Below are 18,185 nucleotides of genomic sequence, written 5' to 3' on the forward strand. Positions count from 1 at the left end.
GGCGAGCCGATTGGCGCAAGTGTGTTCCGGGCCACGAGGCATGTCAAGAACATGTTTCGGTACCGGTCACCCTACCCTCTACCCGGCATTCCGGTCACCCGATGTGTCCAGCGTATTGCCAGCGTGCAGCCGTTGACAGCGGCGCGGCGGGCGGCAAGACTGGCGAAACAGCGGACGCCTGTCCGCCTGTCGGTCGAGGAGGGGTGATCGGGTCATGGGGGAGCAACGCTCGGGGCCACTGGACGGGCTCCTCGTCGCGGACTTCTCGCGCATCCTCGCCGGGCCGTACGCGACGATGCTCCTGGCCGACCTCGGCGCGCAGGTGATCAAGGTGGAGGGCCCGGCCGGCGACGACACCCGCACCTGGATGCCGCCGGTGCGCGACGAGGTCTCCACCTACTACCTCGGCATCAACCGCAACAAGCGCTCGATCGCCCTGGACCTGAAGGACCCCGCCGACCTCGACGTCGCCCGGCGGCTCGCCGCCCGCGCCGACGTCATGATCGAGAACTTCCGGCCCGGTGGCCTGACCCGCTTCGGCCTGGACTACGACACCGTCGCCGCCGGCAACTCCCGCGTCGTCTACGCCTCCATCAGCGGCTTCGGCACCGGCGCGGGCGCGAACTACCCCGGCTACGACCTGATGGTCCAGGCGATCTCCGGCCTGATGAGCCTCACCGGCGACCCCGACGGCCCGCCCTACCGGGCCGGGATCTCCGTGTTCGACGTGATGGCCGGCCTGCACGCCAGCATCGGCATCCTCGCCGCCCTGCACCACCGCGCCCGCACCGGCACCGGCCAGCACGTCGAGGTCAACCTGCTCTCCTCGGCCCTGTCCGGCCTGGTCAACCACAGCAGCGGGTACGTCGCCGGCGGCACCGTGCCGTTCCGGATGGGCAACGCCCACCCGAGCCTGTTCCCCTACGAGCCGCTGCCCACCGCCGACGGCGAGCTCATCGTCATCGCCGGCAACGACGGGCAGTTCCGCAAGCTGTGCCAGGTGCTCGACCTGCCCGACCTGCCCGACGACCCCCGCTTCGGCCGCAACCAGGACCGCACCGCCCACCGCGAGGCCCTGCGCCCGATCCTCGTCGAGCGGCTGGCCCGGCGCACCAAGGACGAGTGGTTCCGCGACCTGCTCGCCGCCGGGGTGCCCTGCGCCCCGATCAACACCATCGACGGCGGGGTCGCCCTGGCCGAGGAGCTCGGCCTCGACCCCGTGGTCACCGTCGGCGACGTGCCCGGCGTCCGCAACCCGATCACCTTCTCCGACACCCCGGCCCGGTACGAGCTGCCGCCGCCGGGTCTCGACGAGCACGGCGAGGAGATCCGCGCATGGCTGACGAGCTGAGCTTCCCCACCTCCCTCGGCACCTCCGACCCGACCACGATCCGGCTGCTCGGCCACGACCTTGCGGCCGACCTGATGGGCTCGGTCGGCTTCGGCGAGCTGGCCTACTGGCTGGTCGCCGGCCGCCGCCCCACCCCGGGCGAGGTGCGCGTGTTCGAGGCCGTGCTGGTGGCGCTCGCCGACCACGGCTTCACCCCGACCGCGATCGCCGCCCGGCTGACGTACCTCAGCGCGCCGGAGTCCCTCCAGGGCGCGCTCGCCGCCGGCCTGCTCGGCGGCGGCTCCCGCTTCCTCGGCGTCACCGAGGACTGCGGGCGCTTCCTCGCCGACACCCTCTCCGCCGCCGGCGACGCCGCGGGGACCGCCGCCGGGCCCGACGACTGGGACGCCATCGCCCTCGACGCGGTGCGCCGGGCCCGCGCCGACAGGCGCCTCGTTCCCGGGCTGGGCCACCCGGTGCACAAGGAGCGGGACCCGCGCACGCCGGTGCTGATCCGCATCGCCGAGGAGGAGGGCCTGCGCGGGCCGCACCTGCGCCTGTTCGAGGCCATCGGCCGGGTCCACCCGCAGGTGCTGGGGCGCACCCTGCCGCTCAACGGGGCCGGCGTGTGCGGCGCGGCGCTGGCCGACCTGGGCCTGCCCGTCGAGCTGCTGCGCGGCTTCGCCCTGCTCGCCCGCGCCGCCGGGCTGCTCGGCCACCTCGCCGAGGAGCGCCGCGACCCGATCGGCATGGACGTCTACCTCGCCGTCGACCGCAACGCCGTCTACCAACCACCCGAGAGCTGACCGTCAAGGAGCCGCCATGGCCACCGTCGTCGCGGTGATCGCCTCCACCCACCACCCGTTCTACTACCGGGCCAGCACCGCCACCGGCGCGGACCGTCCCCCCTTCGCCGACGAGTGGGTCAGCAAGATCCTCGCCTTCCGGGAGACCCTGACCAGGGCGAGGCCGGACGTCCTGGTGATGGTCGGCTCCGACCACTTCCACCAGCTCTGGCTCGACAACATGCCGCAGTTCCTCGTCGGCAAGGCTCCGTTCTACGACGCGAACTGGTACAACGAGGAACGCGAGTTCGGGCTGCCGCGGATGCTGCTCACCGGCCAGGAGGACCTGTCCGGGCACATCCTGCGCGCCGGCCTGGACGCCGGCTTCGACCTGGCGTTCAGCAACGAGCTGCGCATCGACCACAGCATCACCTGCCCGATCGTCACGCTGCGCCCCGAGGCCGACCTGCCGATCGTGCCGATCTACACCAACATCTTCGCCCCGCCGCTGCCGCAGCCGAAGCGCTTCGTCCAGCTCGGCCAGGCCATCCGCGAGATCGTCGAGTCGTGGCCGTCGCACCTGCGGGTGGCGATCATCGGCACCGGCCACCTGTCGCTGGAGCTCGGCGGGCCCCGCCAGTTCGGCCCGCACGGCCCCGACCCCGAGTTCGACCGCCGGGCCGTGGAGTGGATCGCCAACGGCGACCTCGACGGCTGCCTCTCGGAGGTGACCCTCGACAGCCTGCACGCCCCCGGCAACGCCACCCACGGCTTCATGGACTTCATGCTCATGATGGGTGTCGCGGGCGCGGGCGCGAAGGCCGACCACGTCGACACCCTCGACCTGTTCCACACGATGGAGGCCTACTTCACCTGGTACCCGAACGGAGCGCCGGCATGAGCAAATACCTGCTGGACAAGTTCCTCTACACCGTCGACCGGGACCCGGAGCTGGTGGAGCGCTACCGGGCCGACCCGGAGGCCCTGGTGCGGTGGTGGGAGGCCGAGCGGGCCAACGCCGTGCTCAACTGCCACACCGGCGAGGCGAGCACCTGGCTGCGGTTCACCCCGGCCGAGCGGGCCGCGCTGATCGCCCACGACCACGTCGCGCTGTTCCAGCTGGGCGCCCACCCGTTCCTCACCCTGACGCTGTTCATCGCCATGTTCGAGCGGGACAACACCGAGCCGCTGGAGTACCAGAAGGCGTACGCCGCAAGGCTGGCCCACTTCGACCTGCCGTACCCGGACATCGCGACCTGACGGGTCGGCGCGGCGGCCGGGAACCGCCATGTGCGCGCTCACACCGACCGGCCCCGCCCATTCGGGTACGTCGATCAGTGGCGCGTCGTGGCGGTGGCCCGGCCGGGCCACCGCCACGCGCCGGTCAGCTCAGCAGGAACGTCGTCCGGTTCCCGGCCGCCGGCCCGACGATCAGCCGGCCCCGGTCGTGCCGCAGGTACGCGGTGGCGTCGCCGGCGAGCTGGAGGGAGATCCCGCCGCCGTCGCGGGGCACCCGACGGAAACTCGCCGAGGTCGCCTCGGGGCTGCCGGCCGCCACCGGGACGATCTGGACGGTCCCGTCGACGACGCGGACGTACCGGTCGGGGAAGTTGACCGACCGCAGCGACTCGGTGCCCGCGCCGGCCAGCCCCGGCACGAACCGGAACTGGGTGTCGGCCAGCTCGCGCACGCCGGAGTCGACCCGCAGCACGTACTCCCAGTGCCGCACGAACGCGCCGCGGGCGTCGGCGGGGGACAGGCGCACGAACGGGCCGCCCTCGCCCACGGGCACCCCGAACAGCGGGGAGCCGTCGCCGTGCCAGTACAGCCGCTGCACCCGGGTGTGCCGGTTGGGGTCGTAGAGCGGGTCGCCGGTGATGTCGCGGTAGTCGCGGGCGTGGTAGACGAGGACGTCGGTCACCCCGTCCTCGGCGACGGTGAACGAGTTGTGTCCCGGGCCGTACCGCCGGGTCTGCTCCCAGGTGGCGAAGACCGGGTCGGGGGTCTTCACCCACGACCGGTTGTCCAGCAGGTTCGCGCCCGCGTCGGCGGTCAGCAGGCCCATGCAGTAGCGGGCGTCCGTGGCGCTGGCGGAGAAGGTCAGGAACACCCGCCCGTTGCGCACCAGCACCGCCGGGCCCTCGTTGACCGCGAAGCCCTGCGTCTCCCACGCCCGCGTCGGGGTGGCGATGCGCACCGGCTTGGTGCGGATGGACCACGGCGTGTTCATCTCGGCGATGTACAGGCTGGTGTTGACCGCGATCTCCGGCTCGGCCTGCGCCCACACCAGGTAGCGCCGCCCGGCGTGCGCGAAGGTGGTCGCGTCGAGGGAGAAGTCGTCCCACTCCGTCGCGATCTGGCCGCGCAGCGTCCACCCGGCGGGGTCGCGCGGGTCGGCCAGCCCCGACTCCAGCACGTACATCCGGATGCGGAACACGTTGTCGGAGTCCCCGGCGGCGAAGTAGATGTACCACCGCCCGTCGATGCGGTGCAGCTCCGGCGCCCAGATGTGCCCGGCCATCCGTCCGCTGGCGGGCCGCCGCCAGATCACGGACTCGGCCGCGGTGGCCAGGCCGGCGATGGTGGACGCGCCGCGCACGACGATCCGGTCGTACTCCGGCACGGAGCCGGTGAAGTAGTACGTCCCGGCGACCGGGCGGGTGATGAACGGGTCGGCGCGCTGGGTGATCAGCGGGTCGACGGTGGTGACGCCGTAGACCTCGGCGTCGGTGCGGGCCACGCCCGGCCGGGGGCCGGCGGTGGCCGCGGAGGACAGCCCGGCGACCATGCCGGTCGCCGCCACGCCCAGCCCGCCGCGCAGCAGGACACGTCGGCTCATCGGGTACGTCATCGTGGCTACCTCACTTGGTCCGGATGCGCAGGAAGGTGACGGAGTTCGGCGCGAAGGTGCGGGTGAACGTGCCGGCGATGCCGCCGACGGTCCGGGTGGCCGGCTGGATCGGCTCGGCCGAGCGGGTGTTCTGCTCGCCCGGGTCGCCGGTGATCACGGTCATCCGGGCCCGGTCGCGCACCCGCAGCCCGCCCAGGTCCACCCGGGTCACGGCGGGCCGGTCCTGGGCGTTGACCACCTTCACGATCAGCTCGCCGGTGGCGTCGTCGCGGGTGACGACCTGGGTGAACGTGCGGGTCACCCGGTCGTCGGTGAAGCTGGCCCACTCCTGGCCGTCGAGGAACAGCGTGACCTTCGTGCCGCGCACCTGCACCCGCACGTCGTACGTGGTGCCGGTGGTGATCCGGTTCGGCTTGGCGACCAGGGTCTCCTTGGCCCCGTTGGTGGCCTTCTCCACCGCGCCCTGGGTGTTGTTCCAGCCGCCGAGGTTCCACCAGTAGAAGTTGCCGGAGTCCTTCACCCCGAACGCGACGAGGAAGCCCTCCGCGCCGGCGTTCTTGCGGGCCTTGAGCGTCAGGTCGTAGTCGCTGGCCGTGACGTCGGCGGCCCTGACCAGCGTGTCCTGCGCGCCGGTGTCCGACTGGGTGTACGCGCCGTCGACCACCGACCAGGAGCCCCGGTTCGCCAGCGGCGTCCAGGCGTCGGCCCCGGCGGAGAAGTCGTCGGCGAACAGCACCGTGCCGTCGGGGGTGGTCACCCGCACGTCGTCGTACGTCGCCGAGGTGGCCCAGGTCGACAGGCCGATCCCGCCGGTGATCGGCGTCGGCGCGGTGGACGGGCCGGTGACCCGGCTCGGCACGGTCCGGTCGCCGACGTTGTTCATGAACAGCTTCTGCACCTGGTAGCTGGTGGAGCCCCACGACTCGTCGTTGTCGAACCAGATCAGGTCGGGCCGCCACTGGACGTTGTCCACGTTGGCCAGCAGCGGCGCGTACGAGGCCATCCGCACCACGTCGGCGTTGCGCTCCAGGCCGGTCAGGTACGCCGCCTCGGCCAGCGAGTTGGCCAGCTTGTTGCCCTGCGAGGCGTACTCGCCGAGGAAGACCTTCGGGCCGGCGCGGTCGTAGGAGTCGTAGCGGGTGGTGTTCTGCAGGAACCACGCCGGGCTGTTGTAGTAGTGCTCGTCGACCATGTCGACGCCGGCGTCGCGGTTGAGCTGCCAGAGCCGGTCGAAGGTCGCGCCGGCGTCGTCGGGGCCGGAGTTGCCGATGACGGTGATCCCCGGGTGCGCCGCCTCGATCGCGGCGCGGAACCTCTGGAAGTTGGCGAAGTAGGCGTCGGGAAGGTTCTCCTCGTTGCCGACGGCGAGGTGGGTCAGGCCGAACGGCCGGGGATGCCCCATCGAGGCGCGCAGGCGGCCCCAGGTGGAGCTGGCCGGGCCGTTGGCGAACTCGATCAGGTCGAGGGTGTCGGCGATGTGGCGTTGCAGCAGGGCCTCGTCGGCGGTGGCCTGGTTCTGGCCGCAGCCGGTGACCAGGGCGGGCACGACGGGCAGCGGCATCGCGCCGATGTCCTCGGCGAACTGGAAGTACTCGTAGTAGCCCAGGCCGTAGGACTGGTTGTAGCCCCAGAAGTTGGCGTTGGTGGCGCGGGTCTCGACCGGGCCGACGGTGTCCTTCCACTGGTAGGAGCGGGCCCGGGGCCAGTTCGAGGCGGCGTCGTAGCCGGACATGCTGCCGGTGTTGACCAGGCAGCCGCCGGGGAAGCGGACGAAGCCGGGCTTCAGCGCCGCGATCTTCTCGGCGAGGTCGCGGCGCAGGCCGTTGGGGCGCTTGCGGAAGGTGTCGCGGGGGAACAGCGAGACCATGTCCAGCCGCAGGACGCCGGTGCCGCCCGCGCGCACGGACAGCCGGCCGGCGTCGGTGGTGCGGGTCGCCTTCAGCGTCCCGGTGTACTTCGTCCAGCGGTCGCCGCGCACGGCGCGGGTCAGGGGCGCGGCGAGCGGCCGGCCGGCGGCGTCGTGCAGGGTGACGGTCAGGGGGGTCCCGGCGGCGGCGTCGGTGCGGGCCCAGACCGAGAAGTCGTACGCGCCGCCGGCGCGCAGCGCGATCCCGGTGGTGAAGCCGGCGTTCGTCACGCCGTACCGGCCGCCGCCGGGGTTGTCGAGGTCGAGGCGCAGGTAGGTGCGGTTGCGCTCGTGCAGCCGGGCGGCGTCGTCCGCCGTGGACGCGGTGCCGACGCCGCCGGCGTCGGCGGTGGGCGTCCAGCCGGTCAGCGGCGTGTAGGACCGGTTGTCGGCCGGGCCGAACTCGAAGGAGCGGTTGCGGACCAGCTCGGCGTAGAGCCCGCCGTCGGCGGCGAAGTTGATGTCCTCGAAGAACACCCCGTACATGGAGTCGCTGATCGGGGTGCCGGCGGCGGCCGGGTCGACGGTGATGGTGTATTCGGGCTGCGGGGCCGGCGTCCTGGCCAGGCCGGGCGCGGCGGTGGCGACGGTGGTGGCCACCAGCGCGGCCGCCGCGAGGCCGAGCAGTGGGTGCGGTCGGAACATGTGTGCCTCCTGGACATCGGCACCGCCCCGGGCGCGCCGTGGCCGGGGCCCGACGCGCCGCGCCCCGGCCGGACGGAATTGGATGTGAGCGCTAACACGGGGGAGTATTGCGGGCCGATGAAAACCGGTCAATAGCCGGGTTACCGGGAAGTACCTCCGGAGCGCGTTTTCCCGCGCTCAGCGTCCGCTCCGTGGCGCTGCGCGACCGGGCGGTCACCCTGCCGCCTCCCCGTCGGGCCGCGCCGGCGCGACGGCTCCGGCCCGGCGGGGGTGACCGCCCTCACGGCCGCGACCGGTCCGCGTGAAAACGGCGTCAAGAAACGGCCCGCCGCCGTCACGGTCGCGTTATGGCCCCTGTCCGCGCGCCGCGTGGCGGGATGTGATGGCCCGGCGCGGCCGGCCCGGTCGCGGCGACCGTGTCCGGTAGGAGGAAACGACCGTGTCCGACCTGGGGTACGTGCTGGTGACGGTGGCGCTGTTCGCGGCGCTCGCCCTCCTGGTGAGGGGCGTGGAGAAGCTGTGAACGCCGTCAACGCCGTCGGCCTGGTGCTGGCGATCGGCCTGGGCGTGCTCCTGGTGATCGCCCTGCTGTTCCCGGAGCGGTTCTGATGACCACGACGACAGCCGGCGCGCTGTCCGCGCTCTCGCTCGTGGCGGCCCTGGCCGCCGCCTACCGGCCGTTCGGCGACCACCTGTACCGCGTGGTGGCGGGCACCCGGCACGCCCGCGTCGAGCGGGTCGTCTACCGCCTGGTCGGGGTCGACCCGGCCGCCGGGCAGACCTGGGGCGTGTACGCCCGCGCGGTGCTGGCCTTCTCCGCCGTCTCGATCCTCTTCCTGTACGCGTTCCAGCGCGTGCAGGACCACCTGTGGCTGTCCCTGGGCTTCGCCCCGGTGGTGCCGCACGGCGCGTGGAACACCGCCGTGTCGTTCGTGACCAACACGAACTGGCAGTGGTATTCGGGCGAGTCGACCATGGGCCACCTGGTGCAGATGGCCGGGCTGGCGGTGCAGAACTTCGTCTCCGCCGCCGTCGGCATCGCCGTCGCGGTCGCCCTGGTCCGCGGGTTCGCCCGGGGCCGCACGGGTGAGCTGGGCAACTTCTGGGTCGACCTGACCCGGATCGTGCTGCGGGTCCTGCTGCCCGTGGCGGTGCTCGGGGCGCTCGTGCTGATGCTCGGCGGCGTGGTGCAGAACCTCTCCGCCGGCACCGACGTCACCACGCTCACCGGCGGGACCCAGACGATCACCGGCGGGCCCGTGGCCAGCCAGGAAGTGATCAAGGAGCTGGGCACCAACGGCGGCGGCTTCTACAACGCCAACAGCGCCCATCCGTTCGAGAACCCGACGGCCTGGACGAACTGGCTGGAGATCTTCCTCCTCCTGGTGATCCCGTTCAGCCTGCCCCGGGTGTTCGGCCGGATGGTCGGCCAGCACCGGCAGGGGTACGCCATCGTCGCGGTCACGGCGATCCTGGCGGTGGCGAGCGTCGCCCTGACCAACGTTTTCGAGCTGGCCGGCCACGGCACGGTGCCCCAGGCGGTCGGGGCGGCGCTGGAGGGCAAGGAGGTGCGCTTCGGGGTGTCGGGCTCGGCGACCTTCGCCGCGGCGACGACGCTCACCTCCACCGGCGCGGTGAACTCGTTCCACGACTCGTACACGGCCCTGGGCGGGATGATGCCGCTGGTCAACATGATGCTCGGCGAGGTGGCGCCCGGCGGTGTCGGCTCCGGCCTCTACGGGATGCTGGTCCTCGCGGTGATCACCGTCTTCGTCGCCGGCCTGATGGTGGGCCGGACCCCGGAGTACGTGGGCAAGAAGATCGGCGCACGGGAGATCAAGCTCGCGTCGCTGTACTTCCTGGTCACCCCGGCGTTGGTGCTGGCCGGGACGGCGGCTGCCTTCGCCACCGGCAACGACTCGACGGCCCTGAACGCCGGCCCGCACGGCCTGTCCGAGGTGCTCTACGCGTTCACCTCGGCGAGCAACAACAACGGCTCCGCGTTCGCCGGCATCACGGTCGGCACCCCGTGGTGGAACACCGCCCTGGGCCTGTGCATGCTGCTGGGCCGATTCCTGCCGATCATCTTCGTGCTCGCCCTGGCCGGCGCCCTGGCCCGCCAGGCGCCCACCCCCGCCACCGCGGGCACCCTGCCGACCCACCGGCCGCTGTTCGTCGGGATGGTCGTCGGCGTCACGGTGATTCTGGTCGCGCTGACCTTCCTGCCCGCCCTCGCGCTCGGCCCCCTCGCCGAGGGGCTGTGACCACCATGAGAGAGAAGGACATGACAACGTCCATGCCGGCACCGCACGGCACCGCCGACGCGGGCACCGCCGGCACGCCCGCCACCCGGGGCAACCCGGCCGGCGGCGGCCTGCTCGACCCGGGGCAGCTCCTGGCCGCCCTGCCGGACGCGCTGCGCAAGCTCGACCCGCGCACCCTGTGGCGCAACCCGGTGCTGCTGATCGTGGAGCTCGGCGCGGCCTTCACCACCGTGCTCGCCGTGACCGACCCCTCGGTCTTCGCCTGGGCCATCACCGGCTGGCTCTGGCTCACCGTGGTCTTCGCCAACCTCGCCGAGGCCGTCGCCGAGGGGCGCGGCAAGGCCCAGGCCGCCACCCTGCGCCGGGCCAAGCAGGAGACCATCGCCACCCGGCTGGTCGGCTGGTCTGCGGGCGCGCCCGCCGACGCCTACCGGGACGAGGCGGTGCCCGCCGCCGAGCTGCGGCAGGGCGACGTCGTGCTCGTCCGCGCCGGCGGGATCATCCCCGGTGACGGCGACGTCGTCGAGGGCATCGCCAGCGTCGACGAGTCGGCCATCACCGGCGAGTCCGCCCCCGTCATCCGGGAGTCCGGCGGCGACCGCAGCGCCGTCACCGGCGGCACGAGGGTGCTCTCCGACCGGATCGTCGTGCGGATCACCCAGCGGCCGGGGGAGAGCTTCGTCGACCGGATGATCGCCCTGGTCGAGGGCGCGAACCGGCAGAAGACGCCGAACGAGATCGCGCTCAACATCCTGCTCGCCGCGCTCACCCTCATCTTCCTGCTGGCCGTGGTCACGCTCCAGCCCCTCGCCGTCTTCTCGAAGGGCTACCAGGGCGCGGCGCCGGACACCGGCGCGATCACCGACGCCGGCGTCAGCGGCGTGGTGCTGGTGTCGTTGCTGGTCTGCCTCATTCCCACCACCATCGGCGCGTTGCTCTCGGCGATCGGCATCGCCGGCATGGACCGCCTGGTGCAGCGCAACGTGCTGGCCATGAGCGGCCGGGCCGTCGAGGCCGCCGGTGACGTGCACACCCTGCTGCTGGACAAGACCGGCACCATCACCCTCGGCAATCGGCAGGCGGCCGAGTTCCGGCCCGTCGACGGGGTCGACGCCGCCGAGCTGGCCGACGCGGCCCAACTGTCCAGCCTCGCCGACGAGACCCCCGAGGGCCGGTCCGTGGTCGTCCTCGCCAGGAACGCCTTCGGGCTGCGGGAGCGGGAACCGGGCCTCGTGCCGCACGCCACGTTCGTGCCGTTCACTGCCCAGACCCGGATGAGCGGCGTCGACCTCGCCCCGGACGGCGACGCCACCGGTCCCGCCCGGCGGGTCCGAAAGGGCGCGGCGGCAGCCGTGACGAAGTGGGTCCGTGAGCACGGCGGCCACCCCACCGAGCAGGTCGGCCGGGTGGTCGACGAGATCAGCGGGCTCGGCGGCACCCCGCTCGTGGTGGCCGAGCACGTCCGGGGCGCACCGGCGCGGGCGCTCGGCGTGATCCACCTCAAGGACGTGGTCAAGCCGGGCATGCGGGAGCGCTTCGACGAGATGCGCCGGATGGGCATCCGCACCGTCATGATCACGGGCGACAACCCCCGCACCGCGCAGGCGATCGCCGACGAGGCCGGCGTCGACGACTTCCTCGCCGAGGCCACGCCGGAGGACAAGCTCGACCTGATCAGGCGCGAGCAGGCCGGCGGCCGGTTGGTCGCGATGACCGGTGACGGCACCAACGACGCCCCGGCGCTGGCCCAGGCCGACGTCGGGGTGGCCATGAACACCGGCACGTCGGCGGCGAAGGAGGCCGGCAACATGGTCGACCTCGACTCCGACCCGACCAAGCTCATCGAGATCGTCGAGATCGGCAAGCAACTCCTCATCACCCGGGGCGCCCTGACCACCTTCTCCATCGCCAACGACATCGCGAAGTACTTCGCGATCATCCCGGCCATGTTCGCCGGCATCTACCCGGGCCTGGACACGCTGAACGTCATGCGGCTGGCCAGCCCGGAGTCCGCGATCCTCTCGGCCGTCGTGTTCAACGCGATCGTCATCGTCGCGCTCATCCCGCTGGCCCTGCGGGGCGTGCGCTACCGGCCGGCGGCGGCGACGACGCTGCTGCGCCGCAACCTGCTGGTCTACGGCCTCGGCGGCATCGTCGTGCCGTTCGTCGGCATCAAGCTCATCGACCTGCTCGTCCAGTTCGTCCCGGGGATCTCGTGATGCGCCTACCCACCTGGCTCGCCCAACACCTGGCCGCCCTGCGTGCCCTGCTCGTGCTCACCGCCCTGCTCGGCCTCGCGTACCCGCTCGCCCTGGTCGCCGCCGGCCGGCTGCCCGGCCTCGACGCCCGCGCCGACGGATCGCTCGTCACCGCCGGCGGCCGGACCGTCGGCAGCGCGGTCATCGGCCAGGCGTTCACCGACGCCGACGGCGACCCCGTCCCGCGCTACTTCCAGTCCCGCCCCTCGGCGGCCGGCGACGGCTACGATCCCACCGCCACGGCGGCGAGCAACCTCGGCCCGGAGAGCGTCGTCGACACCCTGGCCGCCGACCCCGCCGACTCGTCGGCGAGCCTGCTCACCCGGGTCTGCGCCCGCAGCCGGGCCGTCGGCGCGCTGAACGGGGTGGACGGGCGGAGGCCGTACTGCACCGTCGACGGGGTCGGCGCGGTCCTCGGCGTGTTCCACCGCGACGGGTTCACCGGCCCGGTCACCCGGGTCGTCAGCGTCAACCAGACCGCACCCGCCACCCCGTTCGTGGCAGCCTGGCAGGGCGTCGCGGTGGAGCTGGCGCGGCCCGGCGAGGACTACGTCGCGGCCGGGGCGGTGATCGTCCCGGTGCGCGGCGACGCCCCGGCCGACCCGGCCGTGCCCGCCGACGCGGTGACCGCCAGCGGCAGCGGCCTCGACCCGCACATCAGCCCCGCGTACGCCGAACTCCAGGTCACCCGCGTGGCCCGCGAGCGCGGCGCGGACCCGGCGGCCGTCCGGCGGCTGGTGGCCGCGCACACCACCGGCCGGGCGCTGGGCTTCCTGGGCGAGCCCGGCGTTAACGTGCTGGAGCTGAACCTCGCCCTCGACCGGTGGTTCCCCGCTCGGTGAACCCTCGCCGGGGCGGACCACCGCCGGCCCGCCCGGCGATGCCCGCCCGGACGACGTCGACCCACGGAAGGAGGAACACGGTGCCCACCGGAGAGCTGCGCGTCTACCTCGGGGCCGCGCCCGGCGTCGGCAAGACGTACGCGATGCTCGAAGAGGCCCGACGGCGGGCCGCGCGCGGCACCGACGTGGTGATCGGGCTGGTCGAGACCCACGGCCGCCCGCACACCGCCGCCATGGTCGGCGACCTCGAACAGGTGCCCCGGCGGATCCTCACCCACCGGGGCGTGCAGCTCACCGAGCTGGACCTCGACGGCGTGCTGGCCCGCCGCCCCGAGGTCGCCGTCGTCGACGAGCTGGCCCACACCAACGTGCCCGGTTCCCGCCACGACAAGCGCTGGCAGGACGTGCGGGAGCTGCTCGACGCCGGCATCACCGTGCTGACCACCGTCAACGTCCAGCACCTGGAGTCGCTCAACGACGTGGTCGCCCGGATCACCGGCACCACCCAGCGCGAGACCGTCCCGGACGCCGTCGTCCGCGCCGCCGAGCAGGTCGAGCTCGTCGACATGACCCCGGAGGCGCTGCGCCGGCGGATGGCCCACGGCAACGTCTACGGCCCCGACCGGATCGACGCCGCCCTCGGCAACTACTTCCGGGTCGGCAACCTCACCGCCCTGCGCGAGCTGGCCCTGCTCTGGCTCGCCGACACCGTCGACGACCAGCTCGGCGCGTACCGCGCCCAGCAGGGCATCTCCGACACCTGGGAGGCCCGCGAACGTGTCGTCGTGGCCCTGACCGGCGGGCCGGAGGGGGACACGCTGATCCGCCGCGCCGCCCGGATCGCCGCCCGGGGCCGGGGCGCGGACCTGCTGGCCGTGCACGTCGCCCGCAGCGACGGCCTGGCCGGCGCCGACCCCGCCCGGCTGGCCCGCCAGCGGGTCCTCGTCGAGGGCCTCGGCGGCACCTACCACCAGGTGCTCGGCGCGGACGTCCCGGCGGCGCTGCTCGACTTCGCCCGGGGTGTCAACGCCACCCAGCTCGTGCTCGGCGCGAGCCGGCGGGGCCGGTTCGCCCAGCTCTTCTCCCGGGGCGTCGGCGTCACCACCACCGCCCTGTCCGGGCCGATCGACGTGCACCTGGTCACCCACCCCGAGGCCGGGCGCGGCCGGCGGGCCGCCGCCACGCCGGCCGCCCTGTCGCGGCGGCGCAGGCTGCTCGGCTTCGCCCTCGCGGCGCTCGGCATGCCGGCGCTCACCCTGGCGCTGCGCACTCTGCCGGATCTCACCCTCACCAACGACATCCTGCTGTTCCTCGCCGGGGTCGTGGGGGTGGCCCTGGTCGGGGGCCTCTGGCCGGCGCTGGTCGCCGCCCTCGGCGGGTCGCTGCTGCTCAACTGGTTCTTCACCCCGCCGTATCGCACGTTGACCATCGCCGAGGCCGACAACCTGCTGGCGCTGGGCGTCTTCGTCGGCGTCGCCGTCGCCGTGAGCTGGGTCGTCGACGTGGCCGCCCGGCGCACCCGGGAGGCCGCCCGGGCCTCCGCCGACGCGCAGACCCTCGCCACCGTGGCCGGCGGCGTGCTGCGCGGCGAGCGCCCGCTGCCGGCCCTGCTGGACCGGCTGCGGGAGACGTTCGCGCTGCGCGCGGTCAGCGTCCTGGAGCTGGTCGACGAGGCGCGGGGCCGCCCCGACCGGGCCCGCGACCGGGCCGCCTGGCGGGTGGTGGCCAGCGTCGGGGACGCCCCGGCCGGCAGCCCCGACGCCGGGGAGACAGCCGTGCCCGTCGACGACACGCTCACCGTCGTGCTGTCCGGCCGGCGGCTGGAGGCCGCCGACCGGCGCGTCGTCGAGGCGTTCGCCGCCCAGGCCGCCGTCGCGCTGCGGCAGGAACGCCTCGCCGTTCAGGCCGCCGCCGCCGGGCCCCTCGCGGAGGCCGACCGGATGCGCACCGCGCTGCTCGCCGCCGTCAGCCACGACCTGCGTACGCCCCTGGCGTCGGCGAAGGCGGCGGTGAGCAGCCTGCGCAGCCCCGACGTCGAGTTCGACGCCGACGACCGCGAGGAGCTGCTCGCCACCGCCGACGAGTCCCTCGACCGGCTGGGTCGGCTGGTGGCGAACCTGCTGGACATGAGCCGGTTGCAGGCCGGCGCGCTCGGCGTCACCGCCACCGCGGTCGGGCTGGAGGACGTGGTGCCCCGGGCGTTGGACGAGCTCGGCCCGGCCGCCGCCGACGTCGGCACCGACCTCCCCGCCGACCTGCCCGCCGCGTGGGCCGACCCCGGGCTGCTGGAACGTGTGCTGGTCAACGTCGTCGCGAACGCCCTGCGGCACAGCCCGCCCGGCCGGCCGCCCACCGTCGCCGCCAGCGCCCACGCCGGCCAGGTCGAGCTGCGGGTGGTCGACACCGGCCCCGGCATCCCCGCCGACCAGTGGGAGCACGTCTTCCTGCCGTTCCAGCGCCTCGGCGACCGTGACAACCAGACCGGGGTGGGCCTCGGCCTCGCCCTGTCCCGCGGCCTCGTCGAGGCCATGGGTGGCACCATCGCCCCCGAGACCACCCCCGGTGGGGGGCTGACCATGGTGCTGCGCCTGCCCGCCGCCAATCCGCCGGGTCGGCCCGGGCCGCCGGAGGCCGGGGAACGGGGTCAGCCGCAAGCGCAGCAGGAGTCGCAAGCACAAGGTGAGCCGGAGGGGCCGCAGGAATGAGCCGCATCCTCGTCGTCGACGACGAGCCCCAGATCCTGCGCGCCCTGCGGATCAACCTGCGCGCCCGCGGCTATGACGTGCGGGTCGCCGAGACGGGCACGGCCGCGTTGAAGGCCGCGGCCGCCCACCCGCCGGACCTGGTGGTGCTCGACCTCGGGCTGCCCGACCTCGACGGCGTGGAGGTGATCCGGGGCCTGCGCGGGTGGACGAGCGTGCCGATCATCGTGCTGTCGGGCCGGGCCGGCAGCGAGGACAAGGTCGCCGCCCTCGACGCGGGCGCCGACGACTACGTCACCAAGCCCTTCGGCGTCGACGAACTGCTCGCCCGCATCCGCGCCGTCACCCGCCGCCTCGCCGCGCCGTCGGCGGACGGCGCGACCCCGGCCCCGCGCGTGGGGCGGCACACGGTCGACCTGGTCGACCGCACCGTCACCCGCGACGACGGCGCGCCGGTGCGGCTCACCCCCACCCAGTGGGCGGTGCTCGACAAGCTGCTGCGCCACCCTGGCAAGCTGGTCAGCCAGCGGCAGCTGCTGCACGACGTGTGGGGCCCGGAATACCAGAACGAGACCAACTACCTGCGGCAGTACATGGCCCAACTGCGGCGCAAGCTGGAGGACGATCCGGCCCGGCCCCGGCACCTGATCACCGAGCCGGGCATGGGCTACCGCTACCGCCCCTGACCCCGACGGCGCAGGTCATTGCCGGGCCGCCGGCTCGGCGGCGTCGCGCTCCTCGGGGCCGGCCGGCGACCGGCGGCTACGGCGTGTCGACGACCTCCCGCCCCAGGGGCCAGAACGCGGCGGGGACGAGCTTGAAGTTGGCGATCCCGAACGGGATGCCGATGATCGTGACGCAGAGGGCGACGCCGGCGACGATGTGCGACAGGGCCAGCCACCAGCCCGCGAGCACCACCCACAGCACGTTGGCCAGACCGGAGCCGACGCCCGCGCCCGGCTTCGGCACCACCGTCCGCCCGAAGGGCCACAGCGAGTAGCTGGCCAGGCGCAGTGACGCGACGCCGAACGGGATCGTGACGACCAGCACGAAGCAGATCAGCGCCGCGATCCCGTACCCGAGGGCCAGCACGATCCCGCCGCCGAAGACGAGCCACAACACGTTCAACAGAAAGCGAATCACCCTTCGAGCATGACCGACGTCCGCCACCGGCGGTCGGGCGTGGGCCCTCACCGCCCGGTGTGGGAGACACGGCGCGGTGGCCGGCCGAGCAGCGCGTCGAGGCGCGCGGCGAGCTGGTCCGGGTCGCGCAGCGGCCGGGCGAAGGACAGCCGCACGTCGTGCGGGCCCGCGGTGGACCCGGCGGGGGCCTGCACCCGCAGGACGATGCCCGCGCGGTCCAGCCGCAGCAGGTGGATCCGGGCGTCGGCCGGCCGCAGCCGCGCGGGGACCAGCCCGGTGAGCTGTTCCACGGTGCTCGCGTCGGTGGCGAGGCGACGCAGCAGCTCCGTCTCGACGGGGGCGAGCGGGTCGGGGCGGGCCGTGGCGAACGCGTCCGGGTCGATCGGGGTGGTGCCGCCGGTGTCGGTGATCCCGGCCGTGGCGAGGTGCAGCACCGCGACGAGGTCGGGTCGCCGGCCGCGCAGCCCCTCGACGGTCAGCCAGCCGGTGAGGGCGGCCCGGCCACGTACCCGGTCGGGCATCGGGACCGGGGCGAGGTCCGCCGCGTGCACGACGGCGGGCAGGTCCCCCTCCCGGGCCAGCTCCCGGGCCGCGCCGGAGTCGGCCGGCAGCTCGACGCGGAGCCGGCCGTCGGGGCCCACCCGGTGCCGGCCGGTGAGCTCGGCCCGGTGCGTCGGGGTCAGCAGCGTCACCGAGTCGGCGGCCACGAGCAGGGTACGCAGCCGCTCGGCCGGTGTGCCGGCGGCCACCGCGACGGTGGCCGGGGGGATGTTGCCCGACATCTGCACCTCCTATTAGGTTAGGCTTACCTTACCTGAGAGGCAGATGATGAATCAGTCCCGCCCCAAGGCCAAGCGGTCGCGCCGCCTCGGCATCGCCCTGACCCCCAAGTGCGTGCGCTACCTGGAGCGCCGCCCGTTCCCGCCCGGGGACCACGGCCGGGCCCGGACCAAGGACAGCGACTACAAGGTCCGGCTGCTGGAGAAGCAGCGCCTCAAGGCGCAGTACGACCTGCGGGAGGGGCAGCTGCGGCGGGCGTTCGACCGGGCGGCGCGCCGGCCGGGCAAGACCGGCGAGGAGCTCGTCGTCGACCTGGAGACCCGGCTCGACGCCCTCGTGCTGCGCGCGGGGTTCGCCCGCACCATCTACCAGGCCCGGCAGCTCGTCACCCACCAGCACCTGACCGTCAACGGCCGCCGGGTGGACCGCCCGTCGGCGCGACTGCGCCCGGGCGACGAGATCGCGGTTGCCGCGCGCAGCCGGGGCAAGACGCCGTTCCTGGTCGCCGCCGGGGGAGCGCACGCGCCGCAGCGGCCCGCGCCGTACCTCGACGTCGACCTGGCGGGCCTCGCCGCCCGGCTCACCCGGCTGCCCCGGCGGGCCGAGGTGCCGGTGGTCTGCGACGAGCAGCTCGTCGTCGAGCACTACTCCCGCTGACCGGGCGGCCCGGCCCCGCCGG

General features: G+C 73.9%; 15 protein-coding genes. 11 read left to right on the forward strand and 4 right to left on the reverse strand.

Annotated features, from left to right (window positions below):
• The first annotated feature begins 214 nt into the window (after positions 1-214).
• The 4 genes from O7633_RS01965 to O7633_RS01980 are packed head-to-tail and all read left to right on the forward strand — an operon-like array spanning position 215 to position 3,375.
• Positions 215-1,351, forward strand: a complete 1,137-nt coding sequence (locus O7633_RS01965) for a CoA transferase (RefSeq protein WP_282325643.1) — start codon at positions 215-217, stop codon at positions 1,349-1,351.
• Positions 1,336-2,136, forward strand: a complete 801-nt coding sequence (locus tag O7633_RS01970) for a citryl-CoA lyase (protein WP_278134970.1) — start codon at positions 1,336-1,338, stop codon at positions 2,134-2,136. Before O7633_RS01965 ends, O7633_RS01970 begins: the two co-directional genes overlap by 16 nt.
• A 16-nt stretch (positions 2,137-2,152) precedes the next feature.
• On the forward strand, positions 2,153-3,016 hold the full coding sequence (locus O7633_RS01975) for an extradiol ring-cleavage dioxygenase (RefSeq protein ID WP_074476092.1): 864 nt from the start codon (positions 2,153-2,155) through the stop codon (positions 3,014-3,016).
• Positions 3,013-3,375, forward strand: coding sequence for a hypothetical protein (locus tag O7633_RS01980; RefSeq protein WP_278134974.1), 363 nt, complete (start codon positions 3,013-3,015; stop codon positions 3,373-3,375). Before O7633_RS01975 ends, O7633_RS01980 begins: the two co-directional genes overlap by 4 nt.
• 124 nt (positions 3,376-3,499) lie before the next feature.
• Here the strand turns inward: O7633_RS01980 and O7633_RS01985 are convergent, their stop codons facing one another.
• Positions 3,500-4,954 carry a family 43 glycosylhydrolase gene (locus tag O7633_RS01985; RefSeq protein WP_282325644.1) on the reverse strand — a complete coding sequence of 485 codons (1,455 nt, stop codon included), beginning with the start codon at positions 4,952-4,954 and terminating at the stop codon, positions 3,500-3,502.
• 22 nt (positions 4,955-4,976) lie between these two features.
• A complete protein-coding gene (locus O7633_RS01990) occupies positions 4,977-7,517 on the reverse strand; it encodes an alpha-L-arabinofuranosidase C-terminal domain-containing protein (protein WP_282325645.1) in 2,541 nt (846 codons plus the stop codon).
• A gap of 519 nt (positions 7,518-8,036) precedes the next feature.
• On the opposite strand from O7633_RS01990, the gene kdpF reads away from it, so the two are divergent.
• From kdpF to O7633_RS02020, 6 genes are all read left to right on the forward strand, one after another.
• Positions 8,037-8,126 carry a K(+)-transporting ATPase subunit F gene (gene kdpF / locus O7633_RS01995; protein WP_278134980.1) on the forward strand — a complete coding sequence of 30 codons (90 nt, stop codon included), beginning with the start codon at positions 8,037-8,039 and terminating at the stop codon, positions 8,124-8,126.
• The gene (kdpA, locus tag O7633_RS02000) at positions 8,126-9,781 is read left to right on the forward strand and encodes a potassium-transporting ATPase subunit KdpA (protein WP_278134982.1); all 1,656 of its coding nucleotides are present in this window, start codon (positions 8,126-8,128) and stop codon (positions 9,779-9,781) included. The genes kdpF and kdpA overlap by 1 nt, the downstream gene beginning before the upstream one ends.
• A 32-nt stretch (positions 9,782-9,813) precedes the next feature.
• A complete protein-coding gene (gene kdpB / locus O7633_RS02005) occupies positions 9,814-12,000 on the forward strand; it encodes a potassium-transporting ATPase subunit KdpB (protein ID WP_282328448.1) in 2,187 nt (728 codons plus the stop codon).
• A complete protein-coding gene (locus O7633_RS02010) occupies positions 12,000-12,881 on the forward strand; it encodes a potassium-transporting ATPase subunit C (RefSeq protein ID WP_278134983.1) in 882 nt (293 codons plus the stop codon). Before kdpB ends, O7633_RS02010 begins: the two co-directional genes overlap by 1 nt.
• Positions 12,882-12,961: 80 nt before the next feature.
• Entirely contained in the window at positions 12,962-15,586 is a 2,625-nt protein-coding gene (locus O7633_RS02015; RefSeq protein ID WP_282325647.1) for a DUF4118 domain-containing protein, read from the forward strand.
• A complete protein-coding gene (locus O7633_RS02020) occupies positions 15,583-16,269 on the forward strand; it encodes a response regulator (protein ID WP_043963474.1) in 687 nt (228 codons plus the stop codon). Before O7633_RS02015 ends, O7633_RS02020 begins: the two co-directional genes overlap by 4 nt.
• A 76-nt stretch (positions 16,270-16,345) precedes the next feature.
• On the opposite strand, the gene O7633_RS02025 is transcribed toward O7633_RS02020, so the two are convergent.
• Positions 16,346-16,726 carry a YccF domain-containing protein gene (locus tag O7633_RS02025; RefSeq protein ID WP_282325650.1) on the reverse strand — a complete coding sequence of 127 codons (381 nt, stop codon included), beginning with the start codon at positions 16,724-16,726 and terminating at the stop codon, positions 16,346-16,348.
• A 47-nt stretch (positions 16,727-16,773) separates the two neighbouring features.
• Positions 16,774-17,508, reverse strand: a complete 735-nt coding sequence (locus O7633_RS02030; protein WP_282325652.1) for a DUF2470 domain-containing protein — start codon at positions 17,506-17,508, stop codon at positions 16,774-16,776.
• 46 nt (positions 17,509-17,554) lie between these two features.
• On the opposite strand from O7633_RS02030, the gene rpsD reads away from it, so the two are divergent.
• Positions 17,555-18,163 (forward strand): 30S ribosomal protein S4, encoded by a 609-nt coding sequence (gene rpsD, locus O7633_RS02035; protein ID WP_278136424.1) that lies wholly within the window; start codon positions 17,555-17,557, stop codon positions 18,161-18,163.
• Positions 18,164-18,185 lie beyond the last annotated feature (22 nt).

The sequence above is a fragment of the Micromonospora sp. WMMD712 genome (assembly GCF_029581295.1).
In the GTDB taxonomy this organism is placed as follows: domain Bacteria; phylum Actinomycetota; class Actinomycetes; order Mycobacteriales; family Micromonosporaceae; genus Micromonospora; species Micromonospora carbonacea.